This is a genomic window from Acinetobacter sp. Ag2 (assembly GCF_001005515.1).
GTDB classification, from domain to species: Bacteria; Pseudomonadota; Gammaproteobacteria; order Pseudomonadales; family Moraxellaceae; genus Acinetobacter; species Acinetobacter bereziniae.
Genome location: NZ_LBNA01000052.1, coordinates 17167 through 35660, shown reverse-complemented (window position 1 = coordinate 35660; position 18494 = coordinate 17167). Strand labels below are relative to the sequence as shown.

14 protein-coding genes are annotated in these 18494 nt (G+C 36.2%); 10 read left to right on the top strand and 4 right to left on the bottom strand.

The window, feature by feature from the left end; genetic code table 11:
- Window positions 1–42: 42 nt before the first annotated feature.
- Entirely contained in the window at window positions 43–324 is a 282-nt protein-coding gene (locus AAV97_RS12765) for a hypothetical protein (protein ID WP_004830519.1), read from the bottom strand.
- A gap of 323 nt (window positions 325–647) precedes the next feature.
- Here AAV97_RS12765 and AAV97_RS12760 point away from each other — a divergent pair, with 323 nt between their 5' ends.
- From AAV97_RS12760 to AAV97_RS12740, 5 genes are all read left to right on the top strand, one after another.
- A complete protein-coding gene (locus AAV97_RS12760; RefSeq protein ID WP_004830520.1) occupies window positions 648–863 on the top strand; it encodes a hypothetical protein in 216 nt (71 codons plus the stop codon).
- A gap of 124 nt (window positions 864–987) precedes the next feature.
- Window positions 988–1986 (top strand): alpha/beta hydrolase, encoded by a 999-nt coding sequence (locus AAV97_RS12755; protein WP_046760777.1) that lies wholly within the window; start codon window positions 988–990, stop codon window positions 1984–1986.
- An 80-nt stretch (window positions 1987–2066) separates the two neighbouring features.
- On the top strand, window positions 2067–2291 hold the full coding sequence (locus tag AAV97_RS12750; RefSeq protein ID WP_004830522.1) for a hypothetical protein: 225 nt from the start codon (window positions 2067–2069) through the stop codon (window positions 2289–2291).
- An 889-nt stretch (window positions 2292–3180) separates the two neighbouring features.
- Entirely contained in the window at window positions 3181–3513 is a 333-nt protein-coding gene (locus AAV97_RS12745) for a DMT family transporter (RefSeq protein WP_370469257.1), read from the top strand.
- Between the two features lie 21 nt (window positions 3514–3534).
- Entirely contained in the window at window positions 3535–4131 is a 597-nt protein-coding gene (locus tag AAV97_RS12740; RefSeq protein WP_009587023.1) for a TetR/AcrR family transcriptional regulator, read from the top strand.
- Window positions 4132–4572: 441 nt separating this feature from the next.
- Here AAV97_RS12740 and putA read toward each other — a convergent pair whose 3' ends face one another.
- Entirely contained in the window at window positions 4573–8325 is a 3753-nt protein-coding gene (putA, locus tag AAV97_RS12735; RefSeq protein ID WP_046760776.1) for a trifunctional transcriptional regulator/proline dehydrogenase/L-glutamate gamma-semialdehyde dehydrogenase, read from the bottom strand.
- A 120-nt stretch (window positions 8326–8445) separates the two neighbouring features.
- Here putA and AAV97_RS12730 point away from each other — a divergent pair, with 120 nt between their 5' ends.
- Window positions 8446–8949, top strand: a complete 504-nt coding sequence (locus tag AAV97_RS12730; RefSeq protein ID WP_004830526.1) for an Lrp/AsnC ligand binding domain-containing protein — start codon at window positions 8446–8448, stop codon at window positions 8947–8949.
- 40 nt (window positions 8950–8989) lie between these two features.
- On the opposite strand, the gene putP is transcribed toward AAV97_RS12730, so the two are convergent.
- A complete protein-coding gene (putP, locus tag AAV97_RS12725) occupies window positions 8990–10495 on the bottom strand; it encodes a sodium/proline symporter PutP (protein WP_046760775.1) in 1506 nt (501 codons plus the stop codon).
- A gap of 379 nt (window positions 10496–10874) precedes the next feature.
- On the opposite strand from putP, the gene aspA reads away from it, so the two are divergent.
- Entirely contained in the window at window positions 10875–12332 is a 1458-nt protein-coding gene (aspA, locus tag AAV97_RS12720) for an aspartate ammonia-lyase (RefSeq protein ID WP_046760774.1), read from the top strand.
- Window positions 12333–12466: 134 nt separating this feature from the next.
- Window positions 12467–13465 carry a DUF4349 domain-containing protein gene (locus AAV97_RS12715; protein WP_046760773.1) on the top strand — a complete coding sequence of 333 codons (999 nt, stop codon included), beginning with the start codon at window positions 12467–12469 and terminating at the stop codon, window positions 13463–13465.
- 53 nt (window positions 13466–13518) lie between these two features.
- Here AAV97_RS12715 and AAV97_RS12710 read toward each other — a convergent pair whose 3' ends face one another.
- Window positions 13519–14220, bottom strand: coding sequence for an SIR2 family NAD-dependent protein deacylase (locus AAV97_RS12710; protein WP_046760772.1), 702 nt, complete (start codon window positions 14218–14220; stop codon window positions 13519–13521).
- Window positions 14221–14395: 175 nt separating this feature from the next.
- Between AAV97_RS12710 and AAV97_RS12705 the strand changes: the two genes are divergently transcribed.
- A complete protein-coding gene (locus tag AAV97_RS12705) occupies window positions 14396–16381 on the top strand; it encodes a DUF1266 domain-containing protein (protein ID WP_046760771.1) in 1986 nt (661 codons plus the stop codon).
- Window positions 16378–18405, top strand: a complete 2028-nt coding sequence (locus AAV97_RS12700; RefSeq protein WP_046760770.1) for a DUF4034 domain-containing protein — start codon at window positions 16378–16380, stop codon at window positions 18403–18405. The genes AAV97_RS12705 and AAV97_RS12700 overlap by 4 nt, the downstream gene beginning before the upstream one ends.
- Window positions 18406–18494: the final 89 nt, after the last annotated feature.

Below are 18494 nucleotides of genomic sequence, written 5' to 3'. Positions count from 1 at the left end.
GATAGCTTAGTTTAAATGAAGAACCACATTGGTCATTCATCATTAAAGACTAATGGCACTCTCATTATGAATATCTTCCAACCAATCATTTAAGTCCAAATCATTGGTAAAAGAGTGTTCTTGATCTATTTTGAATACTAAAAGCGAATCATGGATACTGATAATGCTGGTTAAGTGTTGACGAATGATTGTTGCATCATAATGGGTATGTATGAGCCAAGTTGAAGGGTTAACTCGAATCGAAGCATCATAGTCACAGATCAGTTTATGAACTTCCTCAAAATGATGTTGATGAGAAGAATTCAAAATAATTAAATAATTCATATTCACAACCTCCATAAAAGAGATCAAAACAAATAACTTTTATTATGTAATGTGATAAATATCACGATTTATTCAATCTAGCACCAATCACCGAGGATGGCTGAAAAAATGTCGGACAATTTAGAGCAGTTTTATTGAAAGTTACTTTTATGTTTTAAATCTGATTAATCCTTGTCTAAATTATGTTACATAAAAACAGAATCAAAATTTTAAAATCTAGCTAAACTGAGATACACTTAACTTTAATTTATTTAAATAGTCGGCTCATCACATTATGAGCTTTTTCACCTTTTTATGATTGTATGAAAATCTGAGGCTGTAAAATGTTGGTTAAAATAGAAGATGGTTTTTATCTAAACTCTCTACATATTATTGCAGTGCATGTTTCGAAGAATATGATTACACAAGATTTTTCGATTGATATTAAATATACACCCCATAGTCAAAAGGCGAATGGAACGTATCATAAAAAATGTCAAAGCAAAGCAGAGGCAGACTTGTTTTTGCAAAGTTTGCATCAACAAATTGCTAAAATTTAACAGTAAGTTTTGTTGATTTCGACATATATTAAAACAGCAAGAAAAGCGTTTAAATCTAGGTTATATTGCCATCAATATATTTAAACTCATCAACGCTATGGTGAGTGATCGTTTTGAGTTTAATATGCTTAGATTTAATATTCTTATCTGTGCAATATCTTTATTCACACTTTCTGCTTGTCAAAATGTACAGAAAAGCAGCAAAGTCATCGCGCGAGTATTTGATACATCAACACATTTTCAACAATTGTTGATGGATAAACATGCACCTGAACAGGTAGTTGTACATCATAATATTGCTTATCAAACAACGCCAAGATTAAATTTTGATCTCTATCAGCCTGAGAACATTAAACAGTCAACACCACGACCAACCATTGTTTGGATACATGGTGGTGGTTGGATCTCTGGTGCTAAAGACAATGCAAGAGGTTATTTTAAATTACTCGCAGCTCAAGGCTATAATGTGGTGTCAGTAGAGTATCAGTTTGCACCTGAAGCCATTTATCCCACTCAACTCAATCAAATTAATCAAGCCTTACAATTTATTCAGCTAAATGCCAAACAATATGCAATTGATGCAAACCAATTATTTTTAGCAGGGGATTCTGCTGGTGCGAACTTAGTCAGCCATTATGCAGCCTTACTCACAAATGTTGATTATGCAAAGCAATCTTCATTTATCCCACTCATTCAACCATCCCAAGTAAAGGGTTTAATTTTGCATTGTGGAATTTATGACATGAATGCATTTGTGGATACAGCACCAGAAGAAATTAAATTGATCGAATGGGGTGTCAATACGCTTGTTGAAGCGTATACCGGAAATCAAAAAAATAATGCTGACTATTTAAAGGCATTATCACCAATTCATTATTTGACAGCCCATTATCCACCTGTTTTTATCAGTGGTGGCAATAAAGATTTCTTGACAGAAACACAGTCCATCCCATTTGTGAATGCGTTGCAAGAAAAGAAAATTCCTGTAAATGCTGTGTTTTATCCTGAATCAAAAGAATGGTTGGTTCATGAATATCAATTCTTTTTAGGAAAACAAGCCAGCCAACAGACTTTTGTAAAAACCTTAGATTTTTTAAAGAATAATACGCATTTACAGAAATAAACTTAAAAAAATTCCCTTTTTAAATGGAACTGTCATAAAACAGTGTTATAAAAAATTAAAGCGTTCGCGGGGAATTAAAGATGGAAATTAGTGTTAAGCAGATTAATAAGCGTATTGAAGAATTTCAACAGTCCGGAAAGCAAGCGGAAACTTTAAAGATTGGATATAAGACTTATGCGAAGTTGATGAATGAAGATAAATTTGCTGATGCACTGAAAAAAGATGTCAATGATCCAATGATTCGTTACTACAAAGATATAAAAATTAAATTAGTCACTGAAAAGCATCACTTCGAAGTCAAATAAAGGGTTTTAGAGATCGATCACTCAGGGAAGAGTGTAATATTCATGAAAAAAACTCATTTATAGTTTAAAACAATAGATTTAAGCAGCAATATCTTAATTTTTATACGATTAAAATCATTGTTGTGGTTTTATCATCACAGATCATTATGAAAAATTGCTTATCGTATTAGTCAATAAACCCCTCCAAGATATATTGTTGAAATATATAATATGATTAAGTATTTAATTTATTTAATTTTTTACCAAAGGGTAAAGTGGTTGACCTATTTGCTATTAAGTATTACTAATTAAAGTTAAAATATCTGCATAATATCCACTTTTTGTATAAAAATTTTAATCAGTATAGAATAAAATGAAAATAAGTAATGATTATTGAATAAAAACAATTATATGATGAAGTTTATCATTCGAAAAAGATGACTTAAACCTTTATTTCTCAAATAAAAATTGTGCAAGTTCACAGAAATATGAAGAAAATATGTATTTTGAGTTTTAATCATACTTAATGATCTTACAAATTGTGACAAAATATATTAGAATAACAAAGTGTTTTATTTTGTGACGAAGAAAAATGGAAATTCTTAATTTTATGAAAAGTTTCAATACCTTAAATACTTATCTAATTTTAGCGATAACGGTTTTGATTTTTATCATTTCATTTTTTTATTTTATCAATCCGATCTAAGTTGAAAAAGTGAAAAAAGAAAAGGTGGAAAAAATGGATATTCCACCTTTTTTTATAAAAAATATAATTAAACAAAGAGATAGAGAAATAGCATAGCACAAAACTTCAACATTTTTTCATGGCTTGATATTTGAACTTTTCATTAAAATTATATAGCATACCAACCATTCGGTATCTTTTTTGGTTCAAAAGATGAACTCAATCCTGTTTGCTTATATTTTGTTGGCGATTGCAATTATTGCAGAAGTTACAGGTTCTACTTTTTTGGTCAAATCCCAAGGTTTTACCAAACTTGCCCCAAGCTTATTGGTGGTCCTGTTTTACGTCATTTCCTTTTATTTACTTTCACAAGTGATTAAAACCATACCTTTAGGTATTGCTTATGCAATATGGGCAGGTGTTGGAATCATTCTTACCGCTTTGGTCGGTTATTTTATTTTCAAACAGAGTTTGGATATTGCTGCAATTATCGGTATTGGGTTAATTATTTCAGGTGTATTGGTGATTAACTTGTTTTCAACTTCTGCAGGGCACTAAGCGAGCAGTGGGTAGGATAGTGTGAATATTGGTAAAACTATAACAAATCCTTATCAGCGTAAAAAAGATCCTGAGCGCGTTAAAAAAAGTATTATCGAAAATGCGATGTATTTGGCGGCAGAAAGAGGTGTAAATGGGATTTCAATTCAGGCGGTTGCAACTCGGTCTGGTATTACAAAAGGTGGTGTGTTTCATCATTTTGCCAACAAACAGATCCTTATTGAAGCAATGCTTGAAGCTTTAATTCAACAACTTGACGAACGAATCAGTGTGGTGATGAAAAAGGATGCTATTCAATATGGTCGATTTACGCGTGCTTATATTGATGTCACTTTAAGTTCAGAATTTGGTGTAGATACGTTGTGGAGTGCTTTAAGCATGACAGTAATGACAGATAAATCCTTTAGCGATAAGTGGGATTGTTGGTTGGCACAAAGATTATTACAACATGCTGATACAGACCATTCAATTGAATTGAAAATCTTACGCTATGCAGCAGACGGGCTTTGGTTTATTGAAAGTTTAGTGCCAAAAAAACAAGATGATTATATGGAAGTAAAAAAAGAATTGTTAGCTAGAACTTATTTGGAAGATGAGCGGAAAGTTCATGTGAAATAAAATATTTGTAAGTTGATGAAGTTAAAATATTATTTTTTTGACCAATAAAATCAATACGATGAATTTGTTGCTGAATGGCATAAAGTATTTATTGCCACGCTTTTTATGAAATGTCGAAATAGATCTGCGTAGGTGATGCCCCGCATAACATGGTGACATTCTTGTCGGCTCACGATAAACAGACTCTCGATGATCCAAAAATGTAAAAATAAATGGATCTCTAAGCTGTTAATAATTTGTGTATAAGCATAAAGTTCATTGGCTATGAATGATTGTAATCAAATCACTTAGATGGATAATCAGGCGGTTTGCCTATAGGTGGTGCAATTTTATTTTGAAAAAAATTCACGTTTAATCGCAAGGTTTCAGCTGAAAAAACCAAGTCAAATGACTTTGACTTGGTATGGAAAATGATACAACTCATTTAAACTTACGCTTAGTTTAAGCTTGGTCTAGGGTCATCAAACTTGCATTCCCACCAGCCGCAGCAGTATTAATACTGATGGCTCGCTCAATGAGTAATGCTGCAAGTGGAATCTTATCGTTGGCATGATGATGTGTGACGCCAACAATAGCACCTTGACGTTGTGCAATTGTGGTTTGTAAGACTTTCAAATTTTGTGTAGAACCTTGATGGAGTACTGCATCAAATTCATCATTGGATAAGTCATTGATCATAAAAAATTGTTGCTGTAAGTTCTTTGGCATGGATTGAATCATTTTTAATGCTAAAGCATTTGTCGCTAAAATGCCCACTTGACTATTTAAAGTCATTACAGCATTGAATTGATTCAATAACGCATTTTCTTGTTCGGCAATTACGGCAATGCGATGGCGCGCAACAATATGATATTGATTTGATTCTCCTGTTGGTCCAGGCAGTGCGTATAAAGCCAGAGGTGAAATATATGCGTGCAGTTTAATCTGCGGATACTGTTGCTTTGCCCATAGCTGGAATTGCTGTTGCACTTCGGAAGGTGTCAAATTTAACTGCTCAGAAATATTTTTAACTGTCCCAAAGGCAACAGCAGCTAACTCTGCTTGTTGCATGAGTTTATATAAGTAAATAGGACCGCCAGCTTTAGGACCTGTACCTGAAAGTCCTTCACCACCAAACGGTTGAACCCCAACAACAGCACCCACAATGTTTCGATTGATATATAAATTACCCACTTCAGCATGTTCAATGGTGGTTTGAATCGTTTCATCAATACGGGTATGTAGACCCATAGTCAAACCATAGCCTTTGGCATTAATTTGAGCCAAAAGTTGTTTTAACTCTCCATATTTGTAGGTAATCACATGCAATACTGGACCAAAGACTTCACGTTTTAAATCATCAAGATTTGGTAGCTCAATCAGAGTCGGAACAATAAAAGTCCCTAAATTTAAGTCTGAACTTGGTGTGTCATAAGCCAATTGATGTATTTTATGACCTTTGTTACGCATCATTTCAATATGATTGGCAATATTTTGCTGTGCTTCAAGGTCAATTACAGGTCCAATATCAGTCTTGAGTAAAATCGGTTGACCGATATTTAATTGCTGCATGGCGCCTTTCAACATTTTGATTAAAGTTGCTGCATTGTCTTCCTGTACACACAATACTCGCAGTGCCGAACAACGTTGACCCGCACTATCAAAAGCTGAGTTAACTGCATCAATCACGACTTGTTCAGTCAATGCTGACGAATCCACGATCATGGCATTTTGACCACCTGTTTCAGCAATCAGTGGAATGGGTTGACCTGTTGGACTTAAACGTTGTGCAACTGTTTTTTGCAAAATTTTAGCCACTTCGGTGGAACCCGTGAACATAATACCTTGAATACGTTCATCTTGACTGAGTTTTGCACCGACTGTTTCTCCACGTCCAGGAAGTAGCTGCACGACAGATCGTGGAATACCTGCTTCCCAAAGGATTTGAATTGCTTGTGCTGCGATCAAAGGGGTTTGTTCTGCAGGTTTGGCAATCACCGTATTGCCTGCAACTAAGGCTGCCGAGATTTGTCCAGTAAAAATAGCAAGAGGGAAATTCCATGGGCTGATACATAAAATTGTCCCAAGCGGCGTAAGATGTTGATCTATACTTTGCATCTGTGCGGCATAGTAACGTAGGAAATCAACAGCTTCACGTACTTCTGCAATGGCATTACTGTAGGTTTTGCCACTTTCGCGGCAGAGTAATACCATCAGCTCTTGCAAACGTGTTTCCATTAGGTCAGCCGCTTTCAGTAGTAGGCTGGCACGAAAATCCTTAGAGGTATTTTTCCATGCTTCAAATGCATGATGTGCATTGTCCAATGCTAAATCTACCTGTGCAGATTCCGCTTCAATGACATGACCGACAATATCGGTATGATCTGATGGGTTGAGAATTTTTTGTGAATTTGCTGCATCAAAATCCGATACATTAGACTGATCAATTAAACTATAACTGTTCCATTGATACTTTAAAAAATGTTGAACGGTTTGATTTAGAGCTTTTAATTGGCTGTCATCGGCAAGATCAAAACCTTGTGAGTTTTGACGAATTCCCTGATATAACTGATGCGGTAGTGGAATTGCAGGATGTTTTAAACCAATTTGATGCTCTTTTTGCGCAGTTTCAATAATTTCCTGAGCTGGATTTTCAATCAAATCTTCAATGGGAATATTTTTGTCCGCAATACGATTGACAAAAGAAGTATTGGCGCCATTTTCTAAAAGACGACGTACAAGATAAGCCAACAAGGTTTCATGATTACCGACAGGTGCATAAATACGGCAAGGAATACCTAATTTCTTCGCCGAAATATCTCCCACTACTTGTTCGTATAAAGGTTCGCCCATGCCATGTAAGCATTGGAATTCATATTGACCCAGATAATATTTTTGTGGATCTGCCAGTTGATAAATCGTGGCAAGCGTTTGCGCATTGTGCGTCGCAAATTGAGGGTAAATTTGCTCTGGTGCTGCAAGTAATTTTTTTGCACAAGCAATATAAGATAAATCGGTATGAACTTTACGGGTAAAGACTGGATAGTCAGAAAAACCATCAATTTGTGCTTTTTTGATCTCACTGTCCCAATAAGCACCTTTAACCAAACGGATCATTAAGCGTTTATGACTACGTTGAGCGAGGTCTATTATATAATCAACCACATAGAAACAGCGTTTCTGATAGGCTTGTATTACAAAGCCGATACCTTTCCAATCAGCAAGTTGTGGCTCAAAACATAAACGTTCGAGCAATTCCAAAGAAAGTTCTAAACGATCTGCTTCTTCTGCATCAATATTTAGACCAATATCATAATTTTTTGCCAAAAGCGCTAAATTTAAAATACGTGGATAAAGTTCGTGATGAACACGTTCAGTTTGCGAGCGTTGATAACGTGGATGTAGTGCAGAAAGTTTGATGGAAATACCAGGACCTGCATAGACATCCTTGCCTTCCGACGCTTTACCAATCGCATGAATTGCTTGAGTATAATCATCAAAATAGCGATCCGCGTCATGTTCAGTGAGTGCAGCCTCACCCAACATATCGTAAGAATAACGAAAGCCTTTATCTTCAAGTACTTTGGCATTATCCAATGCTTCTTCAATGGTTTCTCCAGTTACAAACTGTTCACCCATCATACGCATGGCAACATCAACAGCCTTACGGATAATACCTTTACCTGTATGTGCCAGAAGAGAGGTAAGTACGCCTGAAAGGCTAGACTGTTTTGGTGTTTCCATTAATTTGCCTGTCAGCATTAATCCCCAAGCTGCGGCATTGACAAACATCAGATTACTTTGCCCTAAGTGATCTTTCCAGTTGCCTTGATTAATTTTATCGCGAATTAATAAATCTCGTGTGGCACTATCAGGAATACGCAGCAAAGCCTCAGCCAGACACATCAAGGCGATTCCTTCTTGAGACGATAAAGAAAACTCTTGAAGTAAGCCTTGTACAATACCAGCTTTACCTGATGAGCTTTTACGATCTCTTAGACTATGCGCCAAATTAAATGCGGTGTCATAGATCTTTTGACTCATTTCTTCAGACAGTTGACTGTGTTCAATTAGATTTTCAACACACTCTGGTTCAGCACGTCGCCATGCTGAATTGATTGCATCTTCAAAGTCTGTTTTTTCTTTGAATTCAGTGATGTAATCTAAACTTGGTGCGAGTTTAGGGTCTAAAATTTGGGGTGAATTCATATTCATTGTCAACGTCCTGTGACTCGCAAATATTTTTGTTGAGCTGTGTGGTTTATATAATTTATGATTGCAGAATATTTGGTGAATAACTCACTATAATTTTAAGAATATTTAGAGAATTATTCTATGGAAAGTGCATATTTAACGCTAGATCGTATAGATATTCGGATTTTAGAAATTTTGCAAAAAGATGGAAAAATTTCCAATATTAAACTCGCTGAAGAAGTTAATTTGTCTCCTACAGCAGCCTTAGCCCGTGTACAGAAACTCACAGCGGAAGGGTATATTCTTGGTTATGAGGCTAAGCTTAACCCCAAGATGCTGGGAGCAAATTTTGTGGTATTTGTTGAGATTTTATTAGACAAAACGACCCCGAATGTCTTGGATGCCTTTTCAGAGGCTGTGGTTCAATATCCTGAAATTATGGCTTGTCATATGATTAGTGGAGGCTTTGATTTTTTGGTGAAAATTCGCTGTGCCAACATGGAAGCTTTTCGGCATATTTCGGGACAAGTATTGTGGCAGTTGCCTGGTGTCAAGGAAACACGAAGCTACCCAGTCATGGAAGTAATTAAAGACAGTTCACAATTACATCTTAATTTTAAATCCAAAGTAAAAGCGAAAAAATAATAAAGGGGCATCAGCCCCTTTATCGTTTCATGATCTACGCTTATAAATTTTTCATTTCACGGTCATATATTTGTTCAGCATCATCAAAACGATCAGTGACTTCTTTTTCAGGCACTTTACCCAATAAACTTACCACAATGATACTGATCAGAGAGAAGATAAAACCAGGAATGATTTCATAAAGCCCAGTCGCGGCCATGGTGTTTTTCCAAACAATTACAGTCACAGCACCGACAATGATTCCGACCAAAGCACCATTTAAAGTCATGCGTTTCCAGAACACTGAAAGTAAAATCAATGGTCCAAATGCCGCGCCAAAACCTGCCCACGCATAAGCAACTAAACCAAGTACTTTACTTTCTGGGTTAAAGGCTAAAATAATGGCAAGCACAGAAATCGCAAGCACCATCAAACGACCGACCCAAACCAGTTCAGTTTGTGACGCTTTTTTACGAATAAAAGACTTATATAAATCTTCGGTTAATGTACTTGAACAGACCAAAAGTTGGCAGCTTAGGGTACTCATCACAGCAGCAAGAATTGCCGCCAAAACAACACCTGCAATCCACGGGTTGAATAATATTTTGGTGAGTTCCATAAATACTGTTTCAGGATTTTTTGCCACAATTGCTGCTGAAGGTATATCTGGATGTGCTTGAAAATAAGCAATACCGACATAACCTACTGCCACGGCACCAGCTAAACAAAGAATCATCCATGCCATACCGATACGGCGTGCATTTGGGATTGATTTGACTGAATCTGCAGCCATGAAGCGGACCAGAATATGCGGTTGACCAAAATAGCCTAAGCCCCAAGCCATTGATGAAATAATGGCAATAAAACTTACCCCTTGGAACATATTTGCAGCATGTGGACGAGCAGTTTCAATTAATTGCGTCACATGTTGTAAATCACCTACAGCCAAGAAAGTCATGATTGGCGCTAGCAACAATGCGAAAATCATTAGACCTGCTTGAAAAGTATCTGTCCAAGAGATAGCAAGGAATCCACCGATGCAGACATAACTGATGGTTGCAATCGCGCTGACCCAAAGTGCGGTAGTATAGTTCATTGCAAAAATACTTTCGAATAAACGTGCACCTGCGACCATGCCTGACGCGCAATAAATACCAAAGAAAATCAAAATGACTAATGCAGAAATAATGCGTAGGACTTTTTTCTTATCGCCGAAACGACTGGTGAAATAATCTGGCAATGTCAGGGCATTATTCTGTACCTCAGTGTGAACACGTAAACGACCTGCGACCAAATACCAGTTTAACCATGCACCGATGATTAAGCCGATTGCAATCCATGACTCTGATAGACCCGTGAGATAGATTGCGCCTGGCAGCCCCATGAGCAACCAACCACTCATATCAGATGCACCTGCCGAAAGCGCGGTGACAAAACTACCTAAACTTCGACCACCCAAGATATAGTCTGAGAAATCAGTGGTCTTTCTATAGGCATATAAGCCGATACAGACCATTGCAATAATATAGAAAATAAAGGTCACAACTGTGGGGTTGATTGAGTCCATATCTAATTCATTCCTTGTGGAGCAAATCTCCAAGTTTTATTTTTTTCACATGAGTTTCACGAGCGGATTCTTTCACATAAATAAAAAATATCGCTGTAATTTTTATAAGGTGATTATGCAAGTTTTTTGTATCCAATTGTACGTTTGGATACAAAAGCGAAAATCAGCATTTATAAAGCAAATTTAAATAAAACGCTGTGCATTTTCACATTGAAGAAGTATAAGTGAATGTGGTTACATAAAGTTACATGAGCAACAATACCTCTATCATATCGAAAAATTTCGGATAGAAATGACATATTTTGCTAATACAAAATTTTTATAGAGAGAATATGATAGGAAATGCACGGCTATAGTGCATAAATAACGAGAATATCCCATGGAAACAGTCCAACTTGCTGCAGAAATTACAAGAATAGAAAAAGATTTATTGGGAAGCAAAGAAGTACCTATAAATAGTTACTACGGCATCCATACCGTGAGAGCTTTAGAAAATTTTAATATTTCTAAACATACTGTCGGTGAACAAAGCTTTTTTATCCGCGCATTAGCTCAAGTTAAAAAAGCTTCGGCACAAACCAACTTTCAATTTAATAAAATATCGGAAGAGATGAGTTTAGCCATTCAACAAGCTTGTGATAAGTTGATTGAAAATCCTCAAGACTGGAAAGATTCATTTCCATCGGATGTTTACCAAGGCGGTGCGGGTACATCGATCAACATGAATACCAATGAAGTGATTGCAAATATTGCTTTAGAGTCACTTGGTTATGCAAAAGGTCGATATGATATTATTCATCCCAATGATCATGTCAACAAATCACAATCCACCAACGATGTTTATCCGACAGCGTTACGTCTAGCGACATATTATTCATTCGATCTGTTATTTGAAAAAATGAACAATTTGATCAGTTCGCTCATTTTAAAAGCATCAGAATTTCAATTTGTACTGAAAATGGGGCGAACTCAATTACAAGATGCCGTGCCGATGACATTGGGTCAAGAATTTCATGCCTTTGCCACCCTATTAAAAGAAGATGTACGTTTAATTAAAAAAACACGAGAACTTTTATTGGAAATTAATTTAGGTGCGACTGCGATAGGGACAGGTGTAAATACACCGCATGGTTATGCAGCACAAGTAAATCATAATTTAACCGCTTTAACAGGTCTAAAGTTGATTGGCGCTGAAGATTATGTCGAAGCGACCAGTGATTGTGGTGTTTTTATCATTCTTTCCAGTGCATTGAAGCGTTTGGCTGTCAAACTTTCTAAAATTTGTAATGATCTACGCTTGCTGAGTTCTGGACCACGTACAGGATTATGGGAAATACGCTTACCCGAATTGCAAGCAGGTTCATCAATCATGCCTGCAAAAGTTAATCCTGTTATTCCTGAAGTGGTCAATCAAATTGCTTTTAAAGTAATTGGCAATGATTTGGCGATTACTTTTGCTGCTGAAGCAGGGCAATTACAGTTGAATGTAATGGAGCCTGTGATTGCGCTCTCGATGAATGAATCCATTGAGTTATTGATTCATGGGATTCAAACCTTGGATGAGAAATGTATTCAGGGCATTATTGCCAATGAAAAAACCTGCTATGACGCTGTAATGCGTAGTGTGGGTATCATTACTCTACTTGATCCTATTTTAGGGCATGCAAAATGTGATGAAATCGGGAAACAGTGCATAGCTGAAAATAAAACCATTCAAGACGTCGTATTAGAACAAGGCTTATTAACACAGCAACAGTTAGATGAAATTTTCTCATTTGAAAATATGATTTCTGAAATTGCAGTACAGTCTTATGATGAAATAGGGCATACAGGTTAAACAAGCATCAAATAAATAAAATAGATCAGTTCTTAATACAGCATTTCGATGCTGTATTTTTATGCATGGTAAAAATCGGAAAATGTCTTTATAATCTCAAAAACTTAAAAATCATTAACTAAAGTCAATAATTTATGAATAATAAACATTTAATACTCGCGCTTAGTCTTGTTCTAATTTCTGGATGTGCAAAAAAAGCAGAAGAAGCTGCTGAAAGTGCATCTGCACAAGATTCACAAGTGGTTGCGCAAGATGCTGTACAAGCCGCGGATGCTTCTGAAAAAAGTAATGAACAAGCTGCTGAAAATACTGTTGATACCACACCTGTAACTGAACAAAAGCCTGAAACCATTTTAAGCACCGATGTCAGTCAAGCAGAAAAAGCACGACGTATGGTGCGTGAAGCACAAGTTAATTTTACGGCTAAGGATGTGGTGAAAACTGCTTTAGAAATCGACAAGCTTACTTTTCAGGCAGGTGGTTTCATTGAGCAGAAAAATATCAGCTTTGATGTATTAGATAAACAAACGCAAAAAATTGGTGATGGTAAAATTCGCGTTTTTGAAAAAGTTGATCCGCATGCAGAAATTATTGTACGAGTGCCTAGTGACAAAGCTGCTGTGTATGTAAATCAATTGTTGCCTTTAATGTACTTTTTGAACCAGCAACAGTATTCAGCAAAACGTTTTGAGTTAAAGCTATTGGAAGAAAAAATGGCACAAACTCAGACTGTACCAAGTGATACTAAACAGTCTCAACTGAATGAAATCTCTCGTTTAACACAACTTGAAGTGCAAGACCGTGTTCGTTTCAGCACCATTAGTATCACCATCAAACAACCAGCAATGGTTCGTGAAAGCTTAGATGTCGATGTAGATGCAGTAGCACGTTTAAATGGTGATGGTTTTTGGAAACGCGCTTGGGAAGGTGTTCAATACGGTTGGCAATTTATTTTGGACTTGTTGGTTATTTTAGTGACCATTTGGCCACTTTATTTACTGATCATGGTTGGATGTATTATTTATCGAGTGACGAAGCCTTTATTGAATAAGTTATTCAATGATTCATTAGCAACTAAGCCAATTAAGGATGAGAAGAAAGAGCAGGCTCACCCAAATGATGAAAATAAATGATTCATCAAAGTGTATGATGGAGTCTTTAAAACCAGTGTAATTACACTGGTTTTTTAATGCTTTGTGAATTTTTCAAAAAGTTGCTGCATTCCATCCGTTGCGTTCATTTTTAGACATTCATATTGTACTGGTACACGCGAATGGCTGGCTTGAGGGTCAATATAATATGCTTCACAATATTGTGGAATTTCATAAATCAAATCTGCGACAGGATAAACAGCCAAGGCTGAACCAATTACAATAAAGATATCTGTATCTTGAACAGTCTGGATTGCCTGTTCATAAGCAGGCACAGCTTCACCAAACCAAACGACGTGTGGGCGGAGTGGATAGCCTTCAGGGCATTGATCTTTTTCTAAATCCAACTTCCAACCTTGAATGGGATAAAATTCATTGCTGTATTCCGCATGTGGTTTTGAGCTTTTGGCGAGTCGAATGTTGCCATGCAGATGGATCACCTGTTGACTTCCTGCACGTTCATGAAGGTCATCTATATTTTGAGTAATGACATGTACCTCAAAGTATTGTTCAAGCTCAGCAATGATCCTGTGGGCGAGATTGGGCTTGGCTTCAAGTATGTTTTTACGACGTTCATTATAGAAACGCTGAACCAATTCAGGATTACGTTGCCATGCTTCAGGGGTAGCGACTTCTTGGATATTGTAGTTTTCCCATAATCCACCACGATCACGAAAAGTATCAATACCACTTTCCGCACTCATTCCTGCGCCTGAGAAAATCACAATTTTTTTCATCATATAAGCATTTGAAAATTTTTAAAATACTAACATAAATACATTTAAATTTTAGGGAATTCTATTTCCTAAGGAGTATTTTGTTATAAACTATTCACATTAAATATTTCGATATTTGGAATATTTTTATAAAAATCAGACTGTAATATAGTAGAAATACTTTAAATGGAATAGCATGGAAACACGAGATATTGTCAATGCACCTGAAGTTAAAAAAACAATAGTAGAACGTAGCCAACGCCGTAAAGATGACCCAGAAATTACCCAATGGTTTGAAAAAAAATTCTTTGAATATGTGATTAAACATTTTAATCCTGTCTTTCATGTCAATTCAGTTGCTGCTTGGAAAATCTGCCAGTTACCTCAGCCGATTCCTGCATGGTTTTTGAAAAAACTCGAACAACAACCAGATAGCCATATGCTGTACATTGATCCTTTGCATGAACAGATTTTGGCACTAGAAAAACCACTATTAGAATTTTTTAATTCCAGACTCAAAACAAATCTAAAAGGCAAATTCATGAAAATGACTTATGACCAAGTGTTAGACGCTTGGCATAAAGATCATGAAGCAATGAAAAAGCGTTTGGAAAAAGGGCAATGGGACAGTTCTGAACACGCGATTAGCGAGGTTTTAGCGGTAGATACGGGACGTTTTATTGAAATCACCGCCACAGGGATGTTGCTGCGTAAAGAGATGGCTTTTGAGTCACGTTATATGCAACATTGCCTAGGACAGTTCGCTAACCTGACTGAGCTTAAAGATGGCTATGGTGAGCATTATGTGACACAGAAAGAATTTGGTCTATTTCGTTATTTTAGCCTAAGAGATGCTTCTAATAAGCCACATGTCACCATTAGTTTAGAATGGGATGGTGAAGCGTGGTGCATTGAGCAAATTAAGGGGAAACAAAACCAAGTTCCAGTTAAAAAATATGTGGATGATGTTTTATTATTTTTAAATCATATTCAACCAAAAAATAATCACAATTCAGATTGTTCGAATCTTGGAATTATATATCGTCCTGAACTTTTAGACTCACAGCAAATTGATGATTCAGTTGAACAACAGAAAAATAGCTTACTGCACATTGAACAACTGCCATATTTTTACTTTTATGAATTAAGCGATCCATTGGTTGTTGAAGGAATTGTGATGCAAAATCCAGATTTAATGGATCTATGTACACAACAAAGCTCAGTTTTACAATGGATGATGTTGGCAACAAATAAAGAGGAATACATTCAAAACCCGCAAAATATTTTAATACAACAAGTCATGCAATTTAATCAAACAGATTTTGATCAAAGAAAACTAAATATTCCACTAAAATTTGAAAAGAAAAAAACACTTCCACTTATTTTACATTTGATCTTATTGCCTTTTTATCTCATTTTTTTAGTGTTAGGTATGCTCAGTCAAATTCCTTGGATTGGCTGGATATTTAAAATTTTAATGTTTGTTTTTGCAATCCCCGCAATGCCATTTTTAAAAAGTAATGCAGATCAAAGAAAAAAATGGGCTTTGGCAACAGGTGATTTGATTTATGTACGCAATAAAATTTCTTGTGATGATGTGGATACACTAATGCTTGATGATTTTAAAAATAATGAAGCAAAATTTAGAACACATTTAGACCAACTTTTGAAACTAGAACAGAATAGTCAAATTGAACGTTTGCAAAAAATTGAATTCTTTTTAAAAGAGTATTTTTATGTTGGCGACTTATATGGTTGGTATGATTTGAATCAAGAGGTTCGACCTTATTATCGTGATGTTTTGGTCTATGCCCACATCCAAAAAATTATCATGATGCGCTTATTGCATCAATTTGAATATGTCGGTGAAGATGAAGCTTGGCAATACATTTTGGCTTCGGCTCAAATTATCCAAGAGTGTTGTACAAGCTGGCAGGAAATGGGGCAATATTATGCACAAGGTCGTGAAATTGACTTGATTGTGCGCCATTTGGACTATAACAATTATGATAAATCTGCACGCCATGAAATCCAGCAATACCTTGAAAAACGTTCATGCAATTGGAAATCTTTGGACTGGAATTTAACACTTTTACCAGAACTTGCAGACTTAAAAATCCAGCCCATTATGTTTGATTCCGCTCGAACATCCCCAGATTACAGTATGAGAGCTTCATCATGATTAAAGCTGAGTATGTCCATGAAACTTTAAGAAAAGAGGGGCAATATCCACTGGGTCTACTCGAAAATAGACAATATGAAGCCTTAGAGCAATTTTTTACCCAACTATGGAATAGCCGTACTGAGAAAAGTGCTTTTCAATGGGAAAGTGATTGGTTTGCTTACCCTTATCAAATGTTTTCTGAGATGTTTTTAAATCAAGGACCTCAGGCACTTCAGCACCTTGAAGAGTGGTCAAAAACATACCCTGAGAGTTTTTTTCCTTATGTGATCAAGGTACGTTATTGGGCATTTTGGGCTTCTGAATATCGTGGGGGAACTTGGGCAAATCAAGTTTCAGAAGATATGTGGGATTGTGCTCGTGAAGCACAAAAGCAGATTTATATAACTGCAATGCAAGCAATCGCTTTTTCTCCAAATGCTTGGACTGTTGTGATTCACTTACTCAATGCAGCAGCAAAGCTGGATGAACCAAAGTGGTTTGATAAGTGGTTATTTAAACAAAAGCAACCTCAAAATTTAAAACATGTCATTAAACCCAAATTACAGAAAATTGCCAAGTTAAGTGGATTATCAACAGATTTAGCTTTGACATTGCCTCAACAAATTCCAGACATGCTTAAACCGTATCTGGATTTAAAACCTGAATTGGATTTACCGCAAAATGAAGCGGCATTTTGGTTGAAAGTTTTTCTTGATCAGTCTCAGTATGGTCTTGTTGCTGCAATTGACTATTGCTGGTATTTATTGCCACGTTGGGGCTATAACTATCAGGCAATCATCGAGTTTATACAATCTGATTGGTGTGATCATTTTACTGAAATTGAAAAAAATGAACTTCACTTTGTGATGTGGTACGACTCGGTAGAGGATAGCTATTCCGATGATCAAACGGGCGAGATTAAAAAACATATTCAAATCGCTTTAGACTTATTAAAACGTCCTTTGAGTGAAAAAAATCGCGCTAAGATTTATTTGCGTCTGGCGTATTTTTATACTTTGTTGAATGAGTCTGATGCAAAAATTCTAGATTGTTATTTGCATACGATTGGGCATGACGTATTTGATGAATATGATTTGCAACGTGCTATTTATTATTGGTTCAAATATGCAAAAGATCATGATTTTTTAGGTCATATTGCTATTTCCAATCGTAAAACCCTAGCCAGCGCAGCGGTTCTTTATGGATTACTTACTCAGCATGGTTGGTCTGGTGTAGAAAAAAATCCATTGGTGGCTCAGTCTTGGTTTGAGTTCGCTAAAAGTTTAGAAAAACCTAAAGCTTTTCCTGAAGGTGAATACTGTTGCTTCTATCGTGTTTATAAAAGTTTTGATGAACTTGAAAGCTATCCTGATGTGATTGATATGTTACACGCCGCATCAGAACTTGGTTATGTCAACCCAAGTTTTACCAGTGGTTATATTCATTCAAGAGAAGATTCGAGTTTATATGATGTAGATATTGCAAAGAAGTATTCCAACAAAGCTGCTGAACAAGGGCATTATATCGCCATGTATAATATGGGGGTAAATTACCTTAATCGGGGCATTAAAGATGATGAAAGCAACCCATTTCCATTATTAAAACAAAGTTTGGATTATTTTGAACAAGCACGAATAGGACTTGAAAAATCACGCACAGATGGTACTTATGAGTATCAAGAACTTGAAGATGACATCATAGACCTATATGCGGATCGCTTATATCACTACAGTTATTACCCTGAGCTGGGTGATGTTATTATTCCGCAATTGGTTTCGCATGGTTGGAATCGGCATATCAAGGCAATGAGTGCATTAGCAAGGCTTTACGCAGATCAAGCCAATCGTCCGCACTACTTTGACTATACGATGGCAGTTAAATGGTGTGAGGCAGCACGTTTACAAGAACCTGAAAACGATGATGTGCTTGATGCAATTGCTGTGGTTGAAACAGATTCGATGAAAAAGATTTTGAAATATCAGTTTACTGTCGACAAAATCCCCGTTGAAGATATGCCAGGTCGACAGGACGTATTGTTTTAAATGGCGTTTCATGGTCAAGGTGTTGATCAGAAATTTATATAGTCAATCTGTTGAAAAAATAGACCCTAATTTCTAGACCAATAAAATCA